Below are 20,704 nucleotides of genomic sequence, written 5' to 3' on the forward strand. Positions count from 1 at the left end.
CGCCCGGGCGCAAATGCCCGGGCATCCTGATGTGCGGTAGTCCGCTTAACGGAAAGAGCGCTCGATCGTGTCGAGGGTTTCCATGGCCGGAAGGACCTGGGCAACGCTCGCATTCGGCTCGCGGCCTTCCTTGATCGCGGAGAAGAACTCGCGGTCGATCAGCTCGATGCCGTTGTTGGACACGGCAACGCCGGACAGGTCGATCGGCTTGTCGTAGCCGTCGAACAGATCGTCATAACGGGCAAGGTAGGTGCCGTTGTCGCAGATGTAACGGAAGAAGGTGCCAAAGGGACCTTCGTTGTTGAACGACAGCGACAGGGTGCAGATCGCACCGCTCGGCGTCTTCATGCCGATCGCCATGTCCATGGCAATGTCGAGATCCGGATGCATCGGGCCCTGGAGACCGAAGCTTTCAGAAACCGTTTCGCCCACCTGGTACTGGAACAGGTCGACCGTGTGGCAGGCGTGGTGCCAAAGGAGGTGGTCGGTCCAGCTGCGCGCCTCACCCTTTGCGTTGGTGTTGGTCCGGCGGAAGAAGTAGGTCTGGACATCCATCTGCTGGATCTTCAGCTCGCCGGCCTTGATCTTGTTATGGATCCACTGGTGGCTCGGGTTGAAGCGGCGGACCTGACCGGCCATGGCTACCAGACCGGTTTCCTTCTGCTTGGCAACGACGCGCTGGCTGTCGGCAAGGCTGTCGGCCATCGGGATCTCGACCAGTACATGCTTGCCGGCTTCCATGCAGGCGACGGCCTGGTCGGCGTGCATCTGGGTCGGGGTTGCCAGGATCACCGCATCGACGTCGTCGCGCTCAAGGCATTCCTCAAGCGTGGCGCCGGCATGGCCGATCCCGCGTTCTGCCGCGAATGCTTCGATCTTCTCCTTGGTCGGCCCCATCACCGATGTGACCTGGACGTCTTCGATGTTTGCAATGGCATCAAGATGCTTCATACCGAATGCGCCGTAGGCGCCGGCAACACAAACTCTCATGTGACAATTCCTCTCCGTTCGAGATGAGATGCCCCCGGAATGGGTCAGGATCGGGTCCTGAACCCAAACTTGGGGACATTCGCTTTAGGCAGCTTTGTTTTCCAGGATGATATGGCCGACCGCCGTGTTGGACGCCGGAACATGATAGTGACGATGCACTTCGACGACCTCGTCGTCGAGCGCACCGCGCATGACATGCCACATCACCATTTCCACGCCTTCGGAGCCGGCTTCACGCAGGTATTCCACATGCGGGATCTTGCTGGCATAAACCGGGTCTTCCGTCAGCAGATCGAGGAAGCGCTTGTCCCATTCGGCGTTGATCAGGCCGGCCCGCTTGTACTGCAGCTGGTGGCTCATGCCGCCGGTACCGAAGATGACCACGTTGAGGTCTTCTTCAAAGGACTCGACAGCGCGGCGGATCGCCTTGCCCAGGTTGTAGCAGCGGTTGCCGGTGGGTGCGGGATACTGCACCACGTTGACGGCGAGCGGGATGACCAGGGCCGGCCACTCGTCGTCCGGCCCCATATCGCCGTACATGACCGAAAGCGGCACGGTCAGGCCGTGGTCGACTTCCATCTCGTTCATGATGGTGATGTCGAACTCGTCCAGGACCAGCGACTGGGCGATGTGGCTCGCCAGCTTCTGGTGGTTCTTGACCACCGGCACCGGACGCGGTCCCCAGCCTTCATCGGCCGGCTTGAACTCGGCGGCAGCTCCAAGTGCGAAGGTCGGGATACACGACGCATCGAAGGCGGTGCAATGGTCGTTGTAGACGAGGAAGATGACGTCCGGGTTCTTTTCCTTCATCCACTCGCGCGACTTCTCGAAGCCCTTGAAAACGGGCTGCCAGTAGGGCTGATCGGTGATTTTGGTGTCCATGGCCACGCCGATGGCGGGCACGTGGGAACAACCGACGCCTGCGGTGATACGGGCCATTAATCTTCACTCCATTCCGATTTGTAGCGATTGCCTTCGATGGACCGGCCGCCATGCAGCATCATGTCCCGGTAGGCATCCACGCCCATGCCGGTCATCAGCCCGGCGAGATTCTGGAAATTGATGCCGTCATTGGCGGCAAGTTTCGAGGTGTAGTAGATGTTGCCGCCCAGCTCGAGCAGCCCGTTCCAGTCCCGCTTCAGCACCGCTTCACGCTGTTCCGGCTTCATCGGAAATTTATCCAGATAGGCCTCTTCGTTCGCGTTGAATTCGTCGCGGTTCTTCTGCAGTCTCAGCGAGATGCAGAACTGGTTCAAATGGTAGCCTTCACGCGACCGATCAGCATCGAACACGAAGGTTCCAGGAATATCTTCATATTCCTTTTCCATGGCCAAGTTTCTCCTGTGAATTCCGTTTGCTGCCAACTTCCTGTAGCCCCCACGGGGCAAAACCGGGAACCCGGCACCCTCCAATTGCGACAACGCCGGCATGACACAGCCGAGGTCTTTCCTCTTCTGGCTGTTCAGGCGCGGCGCACGTCCGTTTTGGCATTCAGCCCAGGCGCTTCGATGGTCGATTTTGGTCTACGCATTCCGGCGGCCCGTCCAATGCCGTGCGTCATGGTTCACCTTATCATAAAATCAGCTTCACCCCTCCGGACGAAACAGGCCTTTTTCAGGCGCCCGGTTTCGGGCGTCCCGGCCGGCCGGCGAAGCTTTCCCCTCCTCACGTTTCGCTTCAACAGCATGTATACATGACCGATACAGCCTGTTTTCCTATCATTCAATAACGCCGAGCGGGTATTCAATCGAAGAGGCTGTTATTCATTTTTTCAATAGGAGCGCTTCCTCGACCGTTCCAGAGAGGTCCGATGCGCTGATTTCGCGCAAGTAAGTGAGAAACTGTTTCTGCGTTTCCGTCGGCCGCCAGTCGGCGCGGTAGGTCAGGCCGATCGGCCGGGTATTGTTGCTGAGTTCGATCGGCAACGGCTTCAGAAGATCCCGCTCCAGTTCGTCCCGGATCTGGCTTTGCGAGATGATCGTGATGTAGTCCCCCGCCGTCAGCAGCCCCCGCACCAGGATGAGCGAACTGGACACCGCCCTGACCGGCGTCTCGGGCAGCGCGTCGATCCGCAAGGTATCGAAAAGATAGCTTCCGGCGGGTGTCGTCTTGGGTGGCGCGACCCAGGGATAGGCCAGCGTATCCTCAAGGGTCACGCTTGTTTTCTTCAGAAGCGGGTGATTGGCCCCCACGACAATGGCCAGCGGATCGTCGAACAGGGTCTCCTGCACAACGTCATCTATGGGCAGCGTCTTGCGCAGGGCGCCGACGAGAAAGTCGACATCCCCCTGGCGTACGCCCTGCAGGAGTTCGGCATAAAGCCCGTCGAGAACCCGCACCTGCACCCGGTCGCGCGCCCGTACCATGCGATCGATCGCCATCGGCAGAAGATAGGTTCTGGCCAGCGGCAGCGAGCCGACAACGATAAGGCTGGAATCCCGCCCCAGGAAGTCGTCGACCTCATCGAAGCCCTGTTGCAGTTCGGAAAGCGCGAGCTTGGTCCGTTGCGCCAGAACCTGGGCCGCCGGGGTCAGCGATATCCCCTCCTGGGCCGGATTGAACAGCTTGATCCCCGAGAGCCGCTCCAGGTTGCGCGCCGCGCGATGGATCGAAGGCTGGGAAATTCCGATATTTCTAGCTGCGATACTGAAGTTATTCGCTTCCGACATGGCGATCAGGGCCCTGAGCTGGGCCGCCGTCACCAGGCGGTCGAAATGGGTAAAGCCGCGTTCCTTCTGCTTCGCGCCGAGCCGGGAAGCTTCCTTCGCGCCGGCCTGCAGATGGTCCAGCGCACGCTCGACACGTTCCAGAAGGCGACCGCCCACATCCGTGGCAAACATGCCGTCGGCACGCCGTTCGAACAGCTGGATATCGAGTTCGTCTTCCAGCTTCGAAATCGCCTGGGTCACGGCCGGCTGGGAGAGATGTTCCTTTTCCGCGGCCGCACTGACACTGTGGCACTGCGCGACGCGCCGGAACACCCTCAGATGCCGGATGTTGGGAACCTTCAATCTCATTCAGTGACCGTTTCCTGTTTGGAATTCGTTATAGCAAAATTTTATAGCAAGCGTTCCCTTTTGAAATGGGATTTTTATGAAATCTGAAGCATCGTGCGCCCGAATCCTCGGCGCTCGAGGGGCAAAACGAGACATTCAGGGCGGAAAATTTAATATGGCATCGAAGAAAACGGCATTGGTGATCAGTGCGCATTCGGCAGATTTTGTGTGGCGTTGCGGCGGCGCGATCGCGCTGCATCAAGACAAGGGCTACGACGTGACGGTGGTGTGCCTGTCCTACGGCGAACGCGGCGAGAGCGCGAAGCTGTGGAAGCAGGAAGGCATGACGCTGGAGAAGGTCAAGACCGAACGGCGCAAGGAAGCCGAGAATGCGGCCGCCGCCCTTGGCGCCTCCGACATCCGCTTCTTCGATCTCGGCGACTATCCCTTGAACCTGGACCGGGACGCCAAGGACCGCATGGTCGACGTCATCCGCGAAGTCCAGCCGTCCTTCATGCTGAGCCACTCCAAGTGGGATCCTTACAACACCGACCACATGGCAACGACCCAATTTGCGATTGAGTGCCGGATGATCGCCCAGGCCTGGGGCCACAACCCGGGCCAGAAGGTGCTCGGCGCGCCGCAGCTCTACCTGTTCGAGCCGCACCAGACCGAGCAGATGGAATGGAAGCCGGACGTATTCCTGGACATCACCCCGGTGTGGGACAAGAAGTGGGCAGCGATCCAGTGCATGCAGGGCCAGGAGCACCTGTGGCACTTCTATGAGAACGTGGCCGAGAACCGCGGCAACCACTTCCGCCGCAATTCCGGCGGCCAGGCCGGCGGCCGCGACTGCCGCTATGCGGAAGGCTTCCAGTCGATCTATCCGCGCACGGTGGACGAACTCTGATGGCCGGCGCGGTAACCCAGTCGGGCGTGGTCGTTCAGACCATCGAGCGCGCCGACAAGGATGTGATCGCGGCCCTTGGCGCCTGCGGGGTTGCGACCGTGCATGAGGCACAAGGGCGCAAGGGCCTTCTGGCGTCCTTCATGCGGCCGATCTATTCCGGCGTCCGGATTGCCGGCTCCGCCGTGACCATCTCCGCGCCTCCGGGCGATAACTGGATGGTGCATGTGGCGATCGAGCAGGTCGAGGCCGGCGACATGCTGGTTCTGGCGCCGACGTCTCCATGCGAAGACGGCTATTTCGGCGACCTGCTGGCCACCTCCATGCAGGCGCGCGGCGGTATCGGCCTTGTGATCGACGCAGGCGTGCGCGACGTGCGCGACCTGACGGAGATGGGCTTTCCGGTGTGGTCGAAGGCGGTGTTCGCCCAAGGCACGGTGAAGGAAACGCTTGGCTCGGTGAACGTGCCGGTGGTCTGCGCCAACCAGCTGGTCAACCCGGGCGACATCATCGTCGCCGACGATGACGGGGTCTGCGTGGTTCGCCGCGAAGAGGCTGAAGCCGTTCTGGAAAAGGCCCGTGCCCGCGAGGCTGCCGAAGAGGATAAGCGCAAGCGCCTGGCCGCCGGCGAACTCGGTCTCGACATCTACAACATGCGCGGCCGCCTCGCCGAAAAGGGATTGAAGTATATCTGAGTTGAGCGCCTACTCGCTTCTCGGACGTCTTCAAATCTGAAAAATCACAGGACAAACGTTCCAATGGATAAAGATTATCTTCCGTTCCATCCCAACCCGTCGAAGCCGGCCTTCAAGCTGCCGGCGGGTGCCGTTGACGCCCATTGTCACGTCTTCGGCCCGGCGGATGTGTTCCCATACGCGCCCGAACGCAAGTACACCCCTTGCGACGCGCCCAAGGAAAAGCTGTTCGAGCTGCGCGACTATCTCGGCTTCGAGCGCAACGTGATCGTGCAGGCCACCTGTCACGGCAAGGACAACCGCGCTCTGGTCGACGCGCTCAAGGCCGCCGGCGACAAGGCCCGCGGCATTGCCAGTGTCGGCCCCGACATCACCGAAGCCGAACTTGCGGAAATGGATGAGGCCGGCGTTCGCGGTGTCCGTTTCAACTTCGTCAAGCGCTTGGTCGACAACACGCCGAAGGACGTCTTTCTCGGCATCGCGGAAAAGATCAAGGCACTCGGCTGGCACATCGTCGTCTATTTCGAGGCGCCCGACCTGGAAGATCTGGTTCCGTTCCTGAAACAGCTGCCGACCACCATCGTCGTCGATCACATGGGCCGTCCGGATGTGACCAAGGGTGTCGATCACCCCGATTTCCAGCGGTTCATCAATCTTCTCCAGGACAATGAGAACATCTGGACGAAGGTCACCTGTCCGGAACGGCTGACCGTCGCGGGCCCGCCCTATGACGATGTCGTTCCCTACGGCAAGGCGCTCGTCGAGCGCTTCCCGGACCGGGTGATCTGGGGCACCGACTGGCCGCATCCGAACATGAAATCCCACGTGCCGGACGACGGCCTGCTGGTCGATTTCATTCCGCGCATCGCCCCCACTGAAGCGCAACAAAAGGCCCTTCTGATCGATAATCCGATGCGTCTTTACTGGGGCTGAGCCCTCGGAGCCCACGCCGTATCCGCTATAACGAACACGAGAAGCATTTTAGCCCGGTCGCTCTGCGATCCGGGCTAATTTTTTTGGTAATGAGGCCTGAGTTTCCGCCAATTTCCCGCCGAAACGGGTCCGGCATTGAGGTATAAGTTTTGCGTAAAGGGTATTCATTCTCATACCCGCACCCAAGCCACTTGATTTAGGTCAAATCCGCCCCTCTTCCCCCCCGTGTATACATAACGAAAGTGTAGGAGGAAAAGGTCATGGACCAACCAGGATTTGACTATCACATCGACATTCCGGGAACGACGATCTTCGACGGCAAGCAGGCCATGAAAGGCTATGCGCTCAACAAGATGTGCTACTCGTTCAACAAGGCCGAGAACCGGGAAGCGTTCCAGGCTGATGAAGAAGCCTTCATGGAAAAATACGGCCTGAACGAACAGCAGAAAGAGGCGATCCGCAAACGCGACGTGCTCGGACTGATCGAAGCCGGCGGGAACATCTACTACCTCGCCAAGTTCGCCGGCATCTTCAAGCTGTCGGTGCAGGACGTTGGCGGTCTGCAGACCGGAAAAACCACCGAGGAATTCAAGGAATTCCTCGCCAGCCAGGCATGAGGAGGACAGATCATGGCTAAGGTTCTCGGTGGCATCACCACCTCTCACATTCCCGCCGTCGGCAACGCGATCCAGAAGGAGCTCTACGACGATCCCTACTGGAAGCCTTTCTTCGACGGCTATCCCAAGGTCCATGCCTGGATCAAGGAACACAAGCCAGACTACGTGATCAATATCTACAATGACCACGGCCTCGGCTTCTTTCTCGACCGGATGCCGACCTTCGCCATCGGCGCGGCGCACGAATACAAGAACGAGGATGAGGGCTGGGGTCTGCCGTCGCTCGACCCGTTCCCGGGCGCACCGGAACTCTCCTGGCACATCATCGAATCCATGGTGGCCGACGAGTTCGACATCACCTCGTGCCAGGAACTGGCCGTCGACCACGGTTTTGTGGTGCCGATGCAGCTGTTCTGGCCCGGTGCTCCGCACCATCCGGACATGCCGCGGTGCGTGCCGATTTCGGCCAACACCGTGCAGCATCCGATCCCGACATTGAATCGCGCGCTGAACTTCGGCAAGGCACTCGGCAAGGCCCTGCGGTCCTTCCCGGAAGACGCTAAGATCGTCGTTCTCGGCACCGGCGGTCTGTCGCATCAGCTCGATGGCCAGCGGGCGGGCTTCATCAACAAGGAGTTCGACCAGTACTGCCTGGAAAACATCGTCCACAATCCGGAAGAGTTGACCAAGATCACCCGCATGGAGCTGGTCGAAAAGGCCGGCGCCCAGGGCACCGAGTTCCTGATGTGGATGATGATGCGCGGCGCGCTCGGCGATAATGTCACGGAGATCACGCGGAACTATCACATTCCGATTTCCAATACCGCGGCCGGCACGCTGCTGCTGGAATGCGCCGCCTGACACGTCGGACTTACGACAGGAAAAACGCCCGGAATTCTTTCCGGGCGTTTTTGCACCATCAGGAGACGGCGCGAAACGCGCCGGCACCACATCGAAAAATTCACGAAATCAAAGTCTTATGGTGGCGACGACTTCGTTGCCGCAACCATGGTATTCGATCGTGTCGAAACACAGGTTTCTTGCGACAAGAATGCCACGCCCGTTCGGCTGATCCAGAGGCATTTCGGAGTTCAGGACCTTTTCGAAGTCGAACCCTTTGCCCTCGTCCTGAACCTTCAGCCAGACATGCGATCCTGAGCATTTGAAGAACACCCGCACGACGCGGTCGCGGTACGACCCCGATTGTAAACGCCGCCGAATTTCGTCCTCGATCTTCCCACTCATCACCAGCTCCGCCTTGGTCTGCTGGTCGATCTCCAGATTGCCGTGCTCGACCGCATTCGAAAGCAGCTCCCAGATGCCAAGCGACGCCTTTTCGGGAAACGGCGTGTTCGCCGCCAGCATGGTGGAAAGCTTTTCAGCCTCGTTGAGCGTCGTTATCTCGAACTCTCCGGAGACCAGCCGGCCGATGACAGGTTTGTTTTGCGATACATATTGCTGAATGGCTTCAACCGGGTCCGGCTTGTCCTCCATGGACGACACTCCTGTTTCAGGTTTCTGCACTTTCACAACCGTGGTCACGATGCCTCTCCGTCAGCGGGCTGGAGATGGTCCCCACCCGTATTGGCGGCGCGATGGAACAATGAGATGATCGTCAGATCGTCATCCGGCTTCTGTTTCGCCTTGCTTTGAAGGTAGGACACGATTTCCGACGGAATCAGACGGCAATCCATGTCGCGCCCTTTCAGGTTGACGAACTCCGCCAACCCTTCCGGGGTAAACACCTGCCTGGGCGGGTCCGGCGTCTCGATCAACGCATCGCTGTACATGATCAGGCCGCTTCCCGGCGCAAACCGGCTGCGTTCCTCTTCGTAGGTTGCATCCCCGATCAGGCCCAGAGGATAGCCGGTGCCGTCGATCAGGTGAAAAGGCTCATGCGCGGCCGAGCCGGACAGAAGCTGCGAGGGAACACCCGCCGATGCATGAACCACTTCACCGGCATCGAAGTCGATCACGGCACAGAACATGGTCGCGAACTGGCCGATGGGCAGGACGGAACACAGGTATTCGTTCAGCTGCGCCATCCAGGCGGCGGGAGATTCCGCCTGCCCGGTACCGTTGGACATGAACGTGTGCAACCGGAACGTATTCAGCGCAGATCCCACGCCATGTCCGCTGAAGTCCGCACTAAACACCTTCAACTTGCCGTTCTCCAGAGGCACCAGCCCCCAAAGGTCGCCGCCCAGGCCCTGGGAGGCTTCATAATGGCTGCCGATCGCAACCGGGTAGGCGGCCTCGATTTCCGCGATGACCGCTTTCGAAGGTAGCAGCGATTCCTGCATGGACCGCGCAAGCCGAAGCTCCTGGTCCATGTTCTTCTGAAATTCCGACAGGCGCTTGATCAGATAGAGATGGTCGAGATGAACCCGGATCCGGCCGATGAGTTCAAGCCGGTCGATCGGCTTGGTGATCAGGTCCGTCGCACCGGCCGAAAAGACGGCGGATCGGTCGTCGGACTTGTCCATGCCCGTCAGAACGAGGATCGGAATATCCTTGAAGGACGCATTGCCCCTCAGCCTCTGACACAATTCAAAGCCGTCCATGTTCGGCATGATCAGATCGGTCAGCACGATATCCGGCCGCCATTCGAGCGCAATGGCCAGGGCTTCCCGGCCGTCGGCGGCTTCGGAAATATTGGTAAAACCGTAGTTGCGCAAATGGCGGGCAATGACCGTCAGCATCAACGGACTGTCATCGACAACCAGGATCCGCGCGTCGGCTACGCGGTTGGAGGATGTCACGCGATAATTGGGGCTATTGCCCACCGCGCTTGCGACCCCGGCCTCAGGTACCTGCGACACGGCCGCCTACTCCACGATTTCCAGGATCTTGTCGAATTTGCCCAGTTCGAGGAGGGTTTTCACATGTCCTCTCGGCGCCTTGAGACACAGGGACCAACCGTTCGTTTTCGCCGTGTCGTGGGCAACCATGAACATGCCCAGGCCGGAGGAATCGATCGAATTGAGGTCGGAGAGGTCAAAGACACATTTCTTTGCACCGGAACTGCTGACATCCTCGATCAGGGTCCGGAACATGGTGTGATCGGAAAACTCCATCCGGTCACTGAGCTTTGCCAGAAAGATATTGCCATCCAGGCTGGTGTTCAGTTTCATTGTGCCCGCTCTTTGTTAGAACAACTCGATTTCGTCATCGTCATCTTGTGCTGTCGGCCCGCTGCCGCCGCCTTCGATCACCGCGACCGCCACAGGCGCCATCGGTTCGTTGGGACAAAGCTCCGCAGCCATCCGGCGCCGGACGTCCTCAAGACGGAATTGGTCGAGGATGCGATGGGCGAGCGTTTCCCTTGCCGTCTCTCTCCGGTCGTCCGGAGACAGATCAGCGGACTGCCCATCAAGCTCATCCGCGGCCGTGGCCATTTCCTCGATCGCCCATTTGATGTTTTCAAGCGTCTGGGTGGTTCGGTCGTGGAACTGCAGGCCGATGACGGCCGCCGAAATGTCGTTGGTGATTTCCTCGGTCGTGACCGCGGTTTTGTGCAGCACCTCGGACATTTCGTTGTTCTGCCTGACCAGGCAATCCACCATCTTCGTGAACCCGGCATTGACCTCGAGGTTCTCGTTCGCCAGATCCATCTGGGCGATTTCCTCGACGAGCGCCTGGGTCCCTTTCAGCCCGTGAGCGATTCCGCCGATCTGCTCCTTCAGGTCGTTTGAAAGGGAATCCACCGTCTTGGCCAGTTCACGCACCTCATCGGCGACAACAGCGAACCCGCGTCCGGCTTCCCCGGCACGCGCGGCTTCGATTTTCGCATTGAGGGCGAGCAGGTTCGTCTGGCTGTTGATCTTCTCGATCTTGCCGATACTGCCTTCGACGTTGACCAGATCCTCGTTGATGTCGTTGAGCTTGTAGACCATCGACATGCCTCTGGAGGACAGGTGGACGATCTTCTCGATCAGTTCCGAGAGGATATCGTTCAATCCCGCGGCCAAGGCAGGCAACGCGACCTTTTCTCCGTCGACCTCAACCGACTGGGCGATTTCGGACAGGTTCTGTACCGTCTGCGATTGGTCGCGTGAACGGATTGCAATATTCTGAAACCGCCCGGTGACATCGCCGATATTCGTGTCGATGACACTGCAGGCTCCCTCGATTTCCCCGACGAGCGCGCGCAAGGCAACTCTTTGGGCGTCGCTGAAACCGAGCCAGTCTTGAAGAAGCTCCAGGGCATCGGCCCGTGAAGACGGAAGCTGTGCATCCGGTTCGGAAGCCGGAGGATCAAAGTCTTCGATCTGCTCAAACTCAAACACAACTTCTTCCCTAAATTGAAGAACGAGAAAAAATTACACTCTTGATATTTAAAATTCGTATATTTGAAAAATATTATTCATAAGTACTATCATATATTACTATACTCTTGTCCTGACTTTATTATCATTGGTACAAATAGCAATAATTTCTCTAGATATTTTTGAAAGAGGCAACTGTACCTCTACGGCATCTGCCTCGAAGGCAACCCTGGGCATTCCATAGACAACACAGGACGCCTCGTCCTGACCCAGCGTCCGCGCACCCGACGCACGCATAGTCTGAAGGCCGATGGCGCCGTCCTTGCCCATGCCGGTCAGGATGACGCCGACCGCGTTTTGTCCTGCTTGCTTGGCCACGGAATCGAACAGAACATCGACGGACGGGCAATGGCCGGACACCAGCTCCTGTCCACCAACCTTGCAGATGTAGTTCGCGCCGCTTCGAGCCAGCCGCAGGTGCCGGTCCCCGGGCGCGAGATAGGCATGCCCCGGCAGCACGCGCACGCCATCCTGCGCTTCCGATACCTGGATCGCGCATGTGCGATCGAGACGCCGGGCGAAGGTCGAGGTGAAACTGGCCGGCATATGTTGTGTAATCAGGATAGCCGGACTGTCCGCCGGCAGGGCGCTCAGCACTGTCGTCAAGGCTTCCACGCCGCCGGTCGAGGCTCCGATCGCGACGATCTTCTCCGTCGACGAATATCCCGGACCCTGAATTTCGAGACGCGGTCCGGCCGGGGCCCGGGACACGCTGGCCATGACATTCGCCCTGGCCGCTGCCTTCACCTTTGCGACCAGCTCGGCACGTTTGTCTTCCAGGCCGACCTGGATGTCCTGGGTCGGTTTGGCGACATAATCGACCGCACCGATTTCAAGCGCATGCAGCGTTGCATCCGCACCATGTTGGGTCAGGGTCGACACCATGACCACCGGCATCGGCCGCAGGCTCATGATCTTCTTCAGGAACGCAATACCGTCCATGCGCGGCATCTCGATATCCAGCGTGATCACGTCCGGATTGAGTTCCTTGATTTTCTGGCGCGCCACAAGGGGATCGGGAACCGCCCCAAGCACCTCGATCCCCGGGTCGCTCGAAAGCATTTCCGTCAGCATTTGCCGGATCAGCGCTGAATCATCGACGATGAGGACACGGACAGGTTTCACAGTCATCCAGGGGCTCCTCAGCCAAACAGTTCGATATCGCCTTCCACAGGCTCGACCTGCAGGGTCGATACGTATTCCTGCTCCTGACGAATGAAGTTGCGTTCCGCCGTCGGTTTCTGCAGCAGGCGTTTCACCGCTCCGGTTTCCGGAAAATAGTGGATCCGCCGGCCGCGGGATCCGCCCAGGTCCTGTGCTGTCAGCCTCAGCCCTTCCTGGTCGAGATACTGCAAGGCGAACTCGGAATTCTTGGTGCCGATCAGTGTCGGCCCGATATTGAGATTGGCACCGCCGAACAGTTTGATTTCCAGGTCCTCGCGCCGGCAGCCCGACTTCAGAACCTCGTTGATCAGCGCTTCCATTGCGAAATTGCCGTACCTGAGCGCGGCATTGATACCGTTCCAGTCGGCCGTCTGGTTGTTGGGCAGCATGAAATGGTTCAGGCCGCCGAAACCGGTATGCGGATCACGCACGCAGGCCGCCACACAGGACCCGAGAACGGTCACGATCATCTCGTCCTTCGCATCGGTAACGTAGTACGCGCCCGGCAGCACGCGGACGGCCCACAGATTGGCCTTCGCGTCGAACGTTCGGCTCACGTTCGGCCCGTCGTGGGCATTGATCGGAGCGTCTTTTCGATGGGCCTGGCTCAGAGCGTGCATTATCCCCTCCTCCGGTAGACCGTACGGCCCTTCAGCTCGAAGAGGGACTGGACCTCGAGAAGCGTTTCCGAGTGGCCGATGTAAAGCCAGCCGCCCGGTCGCAGCATTCCGGAAAACCGATCGATCAGCTTTGCCTTGGTGGGCTCGTCGAAATAGATCATGACATTCCGGCAGAAGATCGCGTCGAACGGCCCCCGCATCGGCCAGGGACCAAGCAGATTGAGCTGCTTGAAGGCGATCAGATCCTTGAGACCACCCGTCACCTGAAAACTGTCGCCGGCGCCCGGCGCCTTGCCGAAGAAGCGACCGCGGTATCCGCCGGGCAGGTCGGCGATGGCCGATGCCGGATAGACACCAGCCTTACCCCTGGCGACCATCGTGGTATCCAGGTCCGACGCCAGGATCCTGGCATCCCAGGTTGCCAAACGAGGCATCGCCTGGGTCAGGGTCATCGCAATCGAATAGGGTTCCTCGCCGGAGGAACATCCCGCCGACCAGATCCGCAGCCGGTTGCGCCCGGTCGACGCCGCCATATGGCTCACCTCGGGAATGACCACATCCTTCAGATGCTCGAAATGATGGATTTCGCGGAAGAATTTCGTCAGGTTGGTGGTGATCGCGTTGATGAGGAAGCCGACTTCATCGGCACCTTCCCGGCTCTTCAGCAGGGTGCAGTAATCCGAAAACCTGCTCAGCTTGAGTTCCCGCAGGCGCCGCGCCAGACGGGAATAGACCATGTTCTTCTTGTGGTCCTTCAGAACGATGCCGGTTTTCTCGTAAACCGTTGCGGAGAGAAACCGGAAATCCTTGTCGCCGAAGGCGAATTCCTGGCCGGACTGTTCATCCCTTGCCGTGACTGCAGACATACGACACCTCATGAAACGGCATCCCCGGCCACGCCGGCCGGAGATGCCTGCCGTTAGGCTCTGGCCTTAGAATTCCTTCCAGTCGTCATCTTCTTCGAAGGCGGACTGGAGGTCGGCCTGCATGGAGGCCACTGCCGCGGCTCCGCCACCGGCCACCCGCATGGGCCGATCCTGCCGGACGGCAACGGGGCGTTGCGGCTGCGCGGCGGGACGGCTGGGCGCCAGTCCTGCCGTGGAACCGGCACGGAAAAAGGACATCCTCTGGTGCATGCTGGAAGCCTGTTCCTGAAGCATCCGGCAGGCGGCGGCATTTTCCTCGACCAGGGCCGAGTTCTGCTGGGTCATCTCGTCCATCTGGCTGATGGCCTTGTTGATTTCCTCAACACCTGTTGCCTGCTCGCGGCTGGCGGCCGCGATTTCGGAAACGATGTCGGTCACACGCTTCACCGATTCCACGATTTCCGTCAGCGACGTGCCGGCGTTGTTGACCAGGGTCACGCCGTCCTTCACCTGCGACCCGCTGGCCACGATCAGCGCCTTGATGTCTTTCGCCGCTTCGGACGACCTCTGCGCCAGAGAGCGCACTTCAGAGGCCACGACCGCAAAGCCCTTGCCCGCATCGCCGGCACGGGCGGCTTCCACCGCCGCGTTCAGGGCCAGCAGATTGGTCTGGAAGGCGATTTCGTCGATGACGCCGGTGATATCGGAGATCTTCTGGGAAGAATCCTCGATCTGGGACATGGCGGTCACCGCCTTGCCGACCACTTCTCCGCCATCGGAAGCAACCGTGCGGGCGCTGATCGCAAGCTGGTTCGCCTGCTGGGCGTTGTCCGCATTCTGCTTGATCGTCGAGGCGATCTCTTCCATCGAAGCCGCCGTTTCCTCCAGGTTGGACGCCTGCTGCTCCGTGCGCTGCGACAGGTCGTTGGTGCCGGAGGTGATTTCGGCCGATGCGTTGGTGACTTCATTTGCACTAACACTGACTTCGGTGACGATCTCGCTCAGTTGCTCCGCGGTCCGGTTGAGGCGGTTTTTCAGGTCCTCGAAGCTGCCCGCGTAGGAACGCGTGATCCGCTTGGTCAGGTCACCGGAAGCGATGGCCTCCAGGTTGGTGTTCACGTCATCGAGTGCCTCACCGGTGGTTTCGCACAGGCGGTTCATGGCTTCCGCAAGGTTGCGCATGAAGCCGGTCTTGCCGTCCAGAGAAATCCGTTCGGCAAAGTTGCCGTTCACAGCCGCGGTGACCATATTGTCGATTTCGGTCTCAACCGCCCGTTCCTGGGTGACGTCCTTCCACTCGACCACAGAGCCGAGCCTGCTGCCGTTCGCGTCCATGACCGGGTTGGCGATCAGGTCGAACTTGCGCCCGGCGACCGAGATGCTCGTATTATAGGTGGACGACAGCCGCTCCAGCATACCGCGCTGATGGGCCGGGTTCTTGTGGAACACGTCGATGTTCGTGCCGACAAGCCTGCTGGCATCGAACTGGGACAGTTCCTTGCGCAGATCGACTTCCGCTTCCTTCATCATCTCCGTGACGCTGTCGTTCATGTAGACGATGTTGTAGTTGTTATCGGCGACCATGACGTTGGTGGTGCAATTGTCCAGCGCCACCTTGATGCGCATGTTGTCCTCGAAGGCCTTTTTCATTTCCCGGTCCCGCGCATCCTCGTGGGTCCGGTCGGCCCATTCGACCACGGTGCCGATACGCGCGCCGTCGTCGTCGAAGACAGGCGTCGCGATGAGATCGAAGATCAGATCGCCGATATTCAGCGTCGTCTGGTAGGGTTTGACCAGACCGTCCAGAAGCCGGCGCTGATGCGCGGGGTTCTTGTGGAAGATGTCGATGTTGGCGCTGATCAGCTTCTTGGAATCGAACTGGGGCAGTTCCTGACGCAGCTCGGTTTCCACTTCGCCCAGCATCTTGCCCAGGGATTCATTCAGATAGACGATGTTGTAGTTATCGTCGGCGACCATCACGTTGGTCGTGCACCGGTCCAGCGCGACCTTGATCCGCTGGAAACCGAAACCGCGTTCCTTGATGGTCTGGATATGACGGGCCAGAACGCCGAATTCGTCGGTCCGGTCTATGCCCGGAATCTCTACATTCGCTTGACCTTCCGCGATCCGCCCGATCGCTTCCGACATGCGCCCAAGTGGCCCGGTGATCGACCGCACCGTGACATAGGCAACGACGCCGGCCAGAAGCAGGTCGATGACCACGATACCCAGATCCACAAAGATCTCGGACCCGTGGGCTCCGTTTGCGATTGCCGTGGCAATGGTCGAACCGACCAGGATCACGGCAATCGCCGCGAACCCGGTGATGAGTCTTTTCATGATGCTCATTTTGGCAAATATCCTGGGCATTTTCGAACCCCCGTTCTGGAAGCGTTTCGGCGCAATGACGCCGGAATTCGGTTAAGCGGCCATGTCCCCCGACGCGGTGACGTCGCCGCGCTGGAACAGTTTCTCGAGTGAAAGCAGAACGACCATGTTCTCCTCGACGGTGATGATCCCGGAGAGGAACTCCGCCGCGGCGATGCGCTCCATGTCGGGCACCGGCCGGATCTGGTCTTCATGGACGGTCAGGATATCGGACACCGCATCCACCAGGAGACCGATGGTCCGTTCCTTGACGCTGGCGATGATCACGACGTGATAGGGCGTGGCCACCGTCCCGCCCATGCCGAACCGGCGGCGCAGGTCGAAGGTGGGCACGATCGTTCCGCGCAGGTTCATCACGCCGAGATTGTAATCGGGCTGGTTCGGCAGCGGTGCCGTTTCCGTCCATCCCTTGATTTCCCGGACAGCCATGATGTCGATGGCGAATTCCTCGTCGCCGACCCTGAAGCTGATGAACTGCCGTGTATTCGGCTGGTTTGTTTCCGCGGCTTCGGAGGCATCGGTTTCCTGGTCTATTCCGTCGATGTGGTCGTCCATTTCTCCCCCTTCCCTATCCGGTCTGCGCCATTGCCGCAGGCTGCCCGTCGTTTGGCGGGGCGTCCGGCGCATGTGATGACGTTTCGGGTATGTGATGCTTTCCGTTCGGCCGCGAACCGTCGCTGCGGCCCGGCATATTCCGCAATTGCTCGATGTCGAGAATGAGCGCGACCTTGCCGTTGCCGAGGATCGTCGCCCCCGAGACACCCGGCACGGGATCGAAGTTCTCCTGCAGGCTCTTGATGACCACCTGCTGCTGTCCGATCAGTTCGTCGACCACGACACCGATCTTTCCGCCGTTGGCGGTTTCCAGGAGCACGACCAGGCCGTTCCACGGCTCCGTGATCGCGCCCGGGACATTGAACAGGCGGTGCAGGTAAATGAGCCGGATGAATTCTCCCCGGATCGACACGACTTCGCCGCCGCCGGCCAGCGCCCGCACCTGACCGCGTTCCGGTTGGAAGCTTTCCACGATGCTGGTCAGAGGCAGGATGTATTTCTCCCGGCCGACCGCGACCATCATGCCGTCGAGCACCGCAAGCGTCAGCGGGATCGTCAGCGTGAAACGGGTACCCTTGCCAAGGACGGACTGGACGCTGATGCGCCCGCCGAGATTGTTGATGTTCCGGCGCACCACATCCATGCCGACACCCCGCCCGGAAACATCGGTCACCGCTTTTGCTGTCGAAAATCCGGGAGCAAAGATCAGGTCGTCGATCTCATCGTCACCCAGCTTCGCGTCGGCCGCGACAATGCCTTTCTCGACGGCCTTGTCGAACAGCTTTCTGCGGTCGATGCCGGCACCGTCATCGGTCACCTGGATCAGGATGTTGCCGCCGGCATGTTTGGCCGCGAGCTTGATCGTGCCGACCGGCGCCTTGCCCCTCTCCTTGCGGGTTTCGCCATCCTCGAGCCCGTGATCGATCGCATTGCGGATCATGTGGGTCAGGGGATCAGCCAGTTCCTCGATCACCGTCTTGTCGACTTCGGTCTGCTCGCCGGTCGTCAGCAGCCTGACCTGCTTGCCGACCTTCGCGGAAACCTCACGGACCAGACGCGGCATCCGGGCGAAGACCGATTTGACCGGCTGCATCCGGATCGCCATCACGCATTCCTGCAGCTCTCGGATCAGGGTCGCCATTTCCTCGTGACCCTGCGCTGCCTGGAGACCGCCTGCCTCGTTCCGCTCCGCGGCTTCCTGCGCCAGCATGGACTGGGTGATGACCAGCTCGCCGACAACATTCACCAGCCTGTCGACCCGATCGAGATCGACCCGGATGGAGGTGACCCCCGTCGTTCCGGAAGCCGGTCCTTTCGTATTTTGCGGCGCCGGCACCACCTTCGCCGTCGGCTTGGGAGAGGCTTGCTCGGCCACAGCAGATGTCTTTTGTGCGGAAGACGCAGCTGCGTCAGATGCTTCCACGGGGGCTTCGGCCTCGTTCGGCGAACCCTTCTCCTGATCGCCGGAGACCGGCGCCGTATCCAGCCTGGTGATTTCCAGATCGCAATCGTCTTCAACGAACTCGAAAACTTCCGCGATATCGTCCCGGGATTTGCCGGTTGCCAGCTCGAACGTCCAGGAAAGATAGGCGTCTTCAGGCTCCAGGCTTCGAAGCGGCGGCAGACCCGACAGGTCGCAGGTGATAGTCAGATCGCCGAGGGTCTTGAGTTCGCGGACCAGAAGCAGCGGTTCGTTCGCATGGCGGAACAATTCCGCATGGGGCTTGAAGCTGATCCGGAAACGGGACGGTCCGTCATCGCCGTTGGATACCTCCACTTCCGCCTGATCTTGGTCACCGGCCGAAGCGCCTTCGACGCCCCCGTCCTCTTCCATGATCTGTTCCAGCTCGTCGAGCACATCCGCGCCGTAGTCGTCGGCGAGATCCTGTTCCATCTGCGCGGCCTCGACCAGAACCGCAAGGATGTCGCCTGCATTGACAAGCGCGGTGATGACCCGTTCGCTCTGCTCGATCCGCCCCTCTCGCAGGAGGTCCAGAAGCGCTTCATACTTGTGGGAAAAAGCCACCAGACGGGCGTAATTGAAAGCACCCGCCCCCGCCTTGATCGAATGAACGGCGCGGAAAATCGAATTCAGCGCCTCGCTGTCCGCGGTTTCTTCCTGCAGACAGCTCAGCCGTTCATCCAGATTTGTCAGCAGTTCATCGCATTCATCGAAGAATGTCTTGCGAAACTGTGCGAATTCATCGCCGGTTATCTTGCCACCGCTCATCTAGGGGTATCCCGTTGCCAATCAGGGGCAGACCTTGTTGACGACCTGGACAAGCTTGTCCGGCGTAAACGGCTTCACGATCCAGCCGGTCGCCCCGGCAGCACGTCCATCGGCTTTCTTCTGCTCACCGCCTTCCGTGGTCAGCACGAGGATAGGCACCGAGCGATGGGCGCCGCCACCGCGCACCCGCTTGACGAGGGTCACCCCGTCCATATTCGGCATGTTGATGTCGGTGATGATCAGGTCGACTTTGGTCTTGTCGAGAACCGACAGCGCATCCACGCCGTCTTCGGCTTCCACGACTTCGAAGCCGGCTCCCTTCAGCGTGAAGCTGACCATGTCGCGCATGGTCTTGGAATCATCGACCGTAAGAATCTTCTTTGCCATTTAATGAGAACTCCAACGCTTGAGATCTTCGGCCAGCCCGAGATCTTCAAAGGCAAAAACCAGTGGCTGGGACGCATCGCGAAGCTGGAAGGACCGCCCCTCAGCGGTAAAGTCGCGCCCGGCAGCCGCCAAAACCTGCACAACCGGAGTGGAGACCCGCTCCACCTTGCTACCGTCGACAGCGATCAGATCGCTCGCCGAACCGGCCTCGATCAGGCCTTCCTTTAGGGAAGAAGCCGCGCCGATATCGAGAACCTCCGGCAACACATAGGCACATGGCTTTTCGTCAGAACCGCTGCTCAATTCAGAGACCTCCCAGGAATTGAGACCAGGAAAACCTGTCAATATTTACCATGTAAATACATCGAGATTCCCTAGAAGGAATTCAGCGAATACAAACACTATAGGGTTTACAATGTGTTAATGACCGAATTTAGTCATTGTTATTTTCTACAATGCATCAGTAAATTATCGTATTTATCCTTAAATCAATGTCAATTAATAATAATAGACACCAATAAAGAGAATTTTTTACAATTTCTTCACAGAATACCTTCAGAAAATAGCGTATACGCACGCTTTAAGTGCATTAATGAATTATTGCGTTAAACATAGCGCTGGCGGGATATTCATGGTCGACGCGAACGAAAAAGCTGGCGGACAAGACCTGGAAACCAGTCCGGACTTCATCGACACCGAATCCGTCATCGCCGGCAACCGCTGGCAGGCCGCGCTCGATACCGCCGGCATCGGCATCTGGGAAATCGATTTAGCGAAAAACCGATGTTCCTACTCCGACACGTTTTTCAAACTGCTGGGCAGAATGCCCGGATCGCTCGGAACGGAAGTCGATGGCTGGCACGACCTGGTTCATCCGGATGACTGGCCTCGCATTCAGCAGACGTTCCTGACCAGTCTGTCTGACTTCGCGAAATCGGGAGAAATCCAGCGACCCATCGACTGGATTTATCGCATGCGCCATGCCGACGGCCGCTGGCTTTGGCTGCTGAGCCGGACAACGTCTGCTT

22 protein-coding genes are annotated in these 20,704 nt (G+C 59.4%); 6 read left to right on the forward strand and 16 right to left on the reverse strand.

Going from position 1 to position 20,704, the window contains the following annotated elements; genetic code table 11:
- Positions 1–45: 45 nt before the first annotated feature.
- The 4 genes from ABIN98_RS15680 to ABIN98_RS15695 form a co-directional block, all read right to left on the reverse strand.
- Positions 46–990, reverse strand: coding sequence for a Gfo/Idh/MocA family oxidoreductase (locus ABIN98_RS15680; protein ID WP_346911458.1), 945 nt, complete (start codon positions 988–990; stop codon positions 46–48).
- An 84-nt stretch (positions 991–1,074) separates the two neighbouring features.
- A complete protein-coding gene (locus ABIN98_RS15685; RefSeq protein WP_346911460.1) occupies positions 1,075–1,929 on the reverse strand; it encodes a class III extradiol dioxygenase subunit beta in 855 nt (284 codons plus the stop codon).
- The gene (gene ligA / locus ABIN98_RS15690; protein ID WP_346911462.1) at positions 1,929–2,318 is read right to left on the reverse strand and encodes a protocatechuate 4,5-dioxygenase subunit alpha; all 390 of its coding nucleotides are present in this window, start codon (positions 2,316–2,318) and stop codon (positions 1,929–1,931) included. Before ligA ends, ABIN98_RS15685 begins: the two co-directional genes overlap by 1 nt.
- Before the next feature lie 435 nt (positions 2,319–2,753).
- Positions 2,754–4,007 carry a LysR family transcriptional regulator gene (locus ABIN98_RS15695; RefSeq protein ID WP_346911464.1) on the reverse strand — a complete coding sequence of 418 codons (1,254 nt, stop codon included), beginning with the start codon at positions 4,005–4,007 and terminating at the stop codon, positions 2,754–2,756.
- 154 nt (positions 4,008–4,161) lie between these two features.
- Between ABIN98_RS15695 and ABIN98_RS15700 the strand changes: the two genes are divergently transcribed.
- The 5 genes from ABIN98_RS15700 to ABIN98_RS15720 all read left to right on the forward strand — a co-directional run bounded on the left by ABIN98_RS15700 (position 4,162) and on the right by ABIN98_RS15720 (position 7,999).
- Positions 4,162–4,896 (forward strand): PIG-L deacetylase family protein, encoded by a 735-nt coding sequence (locus ABIN98_RS15700; RefSeq protein ID WP_346911466.1) that lies wholly within the window; start codon positions 4,162–4,164, stop codon positions 4,894–4,896.
- Complete coding sequence (locus tag ABIN98_RS15705) at positions 4,896–5,588, forward strand: 4-carboxy-4-hydroxy-2-oxoadipate aldolase/oxaloacetate decarboxylase (RefSeq protein WP_346911467.1); 693 nt, start codon at positions 4,896–4,898, stop codon at positions 5,586–5,588. The genes ABIN98_RS15700 and ABIN98_RS15705 overlap by 1 nt, the downstream gene beginning before the upstream one ends.
- 63 nt (positions 5,589–5,651) lie before the next feature.
- A complete protein-coding gene (locus ABIN98_RS15710; RefSeq protein WP_346911469.1) occupies positions 5,652–6,521 on the forward strand; it encodes an amidohydrolase family protein in 870 nt (289 codons plus the stop codon).
- A 260-nt stretch (positions 6,522–6,781) separates the two neighbouring features.
- A complete protein-coding gene (locus ABIN98_RS15715; RefSeq protein WP_346911471.1) occupies positions 6,782–7,138 on the forward strand; it encodes a protocatechuate 4,5-dioxygenase subunit alpha in 357 nt (118 codons plus the stop codon).
- Positions 7,139–7,150: 12 nt separating this feature from the next.
- Complete coding sequence (locus ABIN98_RS15720; RefSeq protein WP_346891964.1) at positions 7,151–7,999, forward strand: class III extradiol dioxygenase family protein; 849 nt, start codon at positions 7,151–7,153, stop codon at positions 7,997–7,999.
- A gap of 108 nt (positions 8,000–8,107) precedes the next feature.
- Here the strand turns inward: ABIN98_RS15720 and ABIN98_RS15725 are convergent, their stop codons facing one another.
- From ABIN98_RS15725 to ABIN98_RS15780, 12 genes are all read right to left on the reverse strand, one after another.
- Entirely contained in the window at positions 8,108–8,680 is a 573-nt protein-coding gene (locus ABIN98_RS15725; protein WP_346911473.1) for an ATP-binding protein, read from the reverse strand.
- Positions 8,677–9,960: a fused response regulator/phosphatase gene (locus ABIN98_RS15730; RefSeq protein ID WP_346911475.1), complete on the reverse strand. Its 1,284-nt coding sequence runs from the start codon at positions 9,958–9,960 to the stop codon at positions 8,677–8,679. Before ABIN98_RS15730 ends, ABIN98_RS15725 begins: the two co-directional genes overlap by 4 nt.
- 6 nt (positions 9,961–9,966) lie before the next feature.
- Entirely contained in the window at positions 9,967–10,272 is a 306-nt protein-coding gene (locus ABIN98_RS15735) for an STAS domain-containing protein (RefSeq protein WP_346911477.1), read from the reverse strand.
- 15 nt (positions 10,273–10,287) lie between these two features.
- Positions 10,288–11,427, reverse strand: coding sequence for a methyl-accepting chemotaxis protein (locus tag ABIN98_RS15740; protein ID WP_346911479.1), 1,140 nt, complete (start codon positions 11,425–11,427; stop codon positions 10,288–10,290).
- 99 nt (positions 11,428–11,526) lie between these two features.
- On the reverse strand, positions 11,527–12,597 hold the full coding sequence (locus tag ABIN98_RS15745) for a chemotaxis response regulator protein-glutamate methylesterase (protein WP_346911480.1): 1,071 nt from the start codon (positions 12,595–12,597) through the stop codon (positions 11,527–11,529).
- 11 nt (positions 12,598–12,608) lie between these two features.
- Positions 12,609–13,250 carry a chemoreceptor glutamine deamidase CheD gene (locus ABIN98_RS15750; RefSeq protein ID WP_346911482.1) on the reverse strand — a complete coding sequence of 214 codons (642 nt, stop codon included), beginning with the start codon at positions 13,248–13,250 and terminating at the stop codon, positions 12,609–12,611.
- Positions 13,250–14,116: a protein-glutamate O-methyltransferase gene (locus ABIN98_RS15755; protein ID WP_346911484.1), complete on the reverse strand. Its 867-nt coding sequence runs from the start codon at positions 14,114–14,116 to the stop codon at positions 13,250–13,252. The genes ABIN98_RS15750 and ABIN98_RS15755 overlap by 1 nt, the downstream gene beginning before the upstream one ends.
- 66 nt (positions 14,117–14,182) lie before the next feature.
- The gene (locus tag ABIN98_RS15760; RefSeq protein ID WP_346911486.1) at positions 14,183–16,465 is read right to left on the reverse strand and encodes a methyl-accepting chemotaxis protein; all 2,283 of its coding nucleotides are present in this window, start codon (positions 16,463–16,465) and stop codon (positions 14,183–14,185) included.
- Between the two features lie 72 nt (positions 16,466–16,537).
- Complete coding sequence (locus tag ABIN98_RS15765) at positions 16,538–17,059, reverse strand: chemotaxis protein CheW (RefSeq protein WP_346911488.1); 522 nt, start codon at positions 17,057–17,059, stop codon at positions 16,538–16,540.
- Positions 17,060–17,072: 13 nt separating this feature from the next.
- On the reverse strand, positions 17,073–19,289 hold the full coding sequence (locus ABIN98_RS15770) for a chemotaxis protein CheA (RefSeq protein WP_346911490.1): 2,217 nt from the start codon (positions 19,287–19,289) through the stop codon (positions 17,073–17,075).
- Between the two features lie 21 nt (positions 19,290–19,310).
- Complete coding sequence (locus tag ABIN98_RS15775; RefSeq protein WP_346911492.1) at positions 19,311–19,676, reverse strand: response regulator; 366 nt, start codon at positions 19,674–19,676, stop codon at positions 19,311–19,313.
- Positions 19,677–19,979 carry an STAS domain-containing protein gene (locus ABIN98_RS15780; protein ID WP_346911494.1) on the reverse strand — a complete coding sequence of 101 codons (303 nt, stop codon included), beginning with the start codon at positions 19,977–19,979 and terminating at the stop codon, positions 19,677–19,679. It abuts the gene before it with no gap.
- Between the two features lie 328 nt (positions 19,980–20,307).
- Between ABIN98_RS15780 and ABIN98_RS15785 the strand changes: the two genes are divergently transcribed.
- The coding region (locus ABIN98_RS15785) for a PAS domain-containing protein (protein WP_346911496.1) at positions 20,308–20,704 on the forward strand (397 nt) is incomplete at its 3' end.

The organism is uncultured Roseibium sp. (assembly GCF_963675095.2).
GTDB lineage: Bacteria > Pseudomonadota > Alphaproteobacteria > Rhizobiales > Stappiaceae > Roseibium.

Excerpts from the sequence above, each read along its gene's own strand:
- ABIN98_RS15680 (WP_346911458.1), bottom strand. The coding sequence starts at position 990 with ATGAGAGTTTGTGTTGCCGGCGCCTACGGCGCATTCGGTATGAAGCAT.
- ABIN98_RS15685 (WP_346911460.1), bottom strand. The coding sequence starts at position 1,929 with ATGGCCCGTATCACCGCAGGCGTCGGTTGTTCCCACGTGCCCGCCATC.
- ligA (WP_346911462.1), bottom strand. The coding sequence starts at position 2,318 with ATGGAAAAGGAATATGAAGATATTCCTGGAACCTTCGTGTTCGATGCT.
- ABIN98_RS15695 (WP_346911464.1), bottom strand. The coding sequence starts at position 4,007 with ATGAGATTGAAGGTTCCCAACATCCGGCATCTGAGGGTGTTCCGGCGC.
- ABIN98_RS15700 (WP_346911466.1), top strand. The coding sequence starts at position 4,162 with ATGGCATCGAAGAAAACGGCATTGGTGATCAGTGCGCATTCGGCAGAT.
- ABIN98_RS15705 (WP_346911467.1), top strand. The coding sequence starts at position 4,896 with ATGGCCGGCGCGGTAACCCAGTCGGGCGTGGTCGTTCAGACCATCGAG.
- ABIN98_RS15710 (WP_346911469.1), top strand. The coding sequence starts at position 5,652 with ATGGATAAAGATTATCTTCCGTTCCATCCCAACCCGTCGAAGCCGGCC.
- ABIN98_RS15715 (WP_346911471.1), top strand. The coding sequence starts at position 6,782 with ATGGACCAACCAGGATTTGACTATCACATCGACATTCCGGGAACGACG.
- ABIN98_RS15720 (WP_346891964.1), top strand. The coding sequence starts at position 7,151 with ATGGCTAAGGTTCTCGGTGGCATCACCACCTCTCACATTCCCGCCGTC.
- ABIN98_RS15735 (WP_346911477.1), bottom strand. The coding sequence starts at position 10,272 with ATGAAACTGAACACCAGCCTGGATGGCAATATCTTTCTGGCAAAGCTC.
- ABIN98_RS15745 (WP_346911480.1), bottom strand. The coding sequence starts at position 12,597 with ATGACTGTGAAACCTGTCCGTGTCCTCATCGTCGATGATTCAGCGCTG.
- ABIN98_RS15750 (WP_346911482.1), bottom strand. The coding sequence starts at position 13,250 with ATGCACGCTCTGAGCCAGGCCCATCGAAAAGACGCTCCGATCAATGCC.
- ABIN98_RS15755 (WP_346911484.1), bottom strand. The coding sequence starts at position 14,116 with ATGTCTGCAGTCACGGCAAGGGATGAACAGTCCGGCCAGGAATTCGCC.
- ABIN98_RS15760 (WP_346911486.1), bottom strand. The coding sequence starts at position 16,465 with ATGAGCATCATGAAAAGACTCATCACCGGGTTCGCGGCGATTGCCGTG.
- ABIN98_RS15765 (WP_346911488.1), bottom strand. The coding sequence starts at position 17,059 with ATGGACGACCACATCGACGGAATAGACCAGGAAACCGATGCCTCCGAA.
- ABIN98_RS15770 (WP_346911490.1), bottom strand. The coding sequence starts at position 19,289 with ATGAGCGGTGGCAAGATAACCGGCGATGAATTCGCACAGTTTCGCAAG.
- ABIN98_RS15775 (WP_346911492.1), bottom strand. The coding sequence starts at position 19,676 with ATGGCAAAGAAGATTCTTACGGTCGATGATTCCAAGACCATGCGCGAC.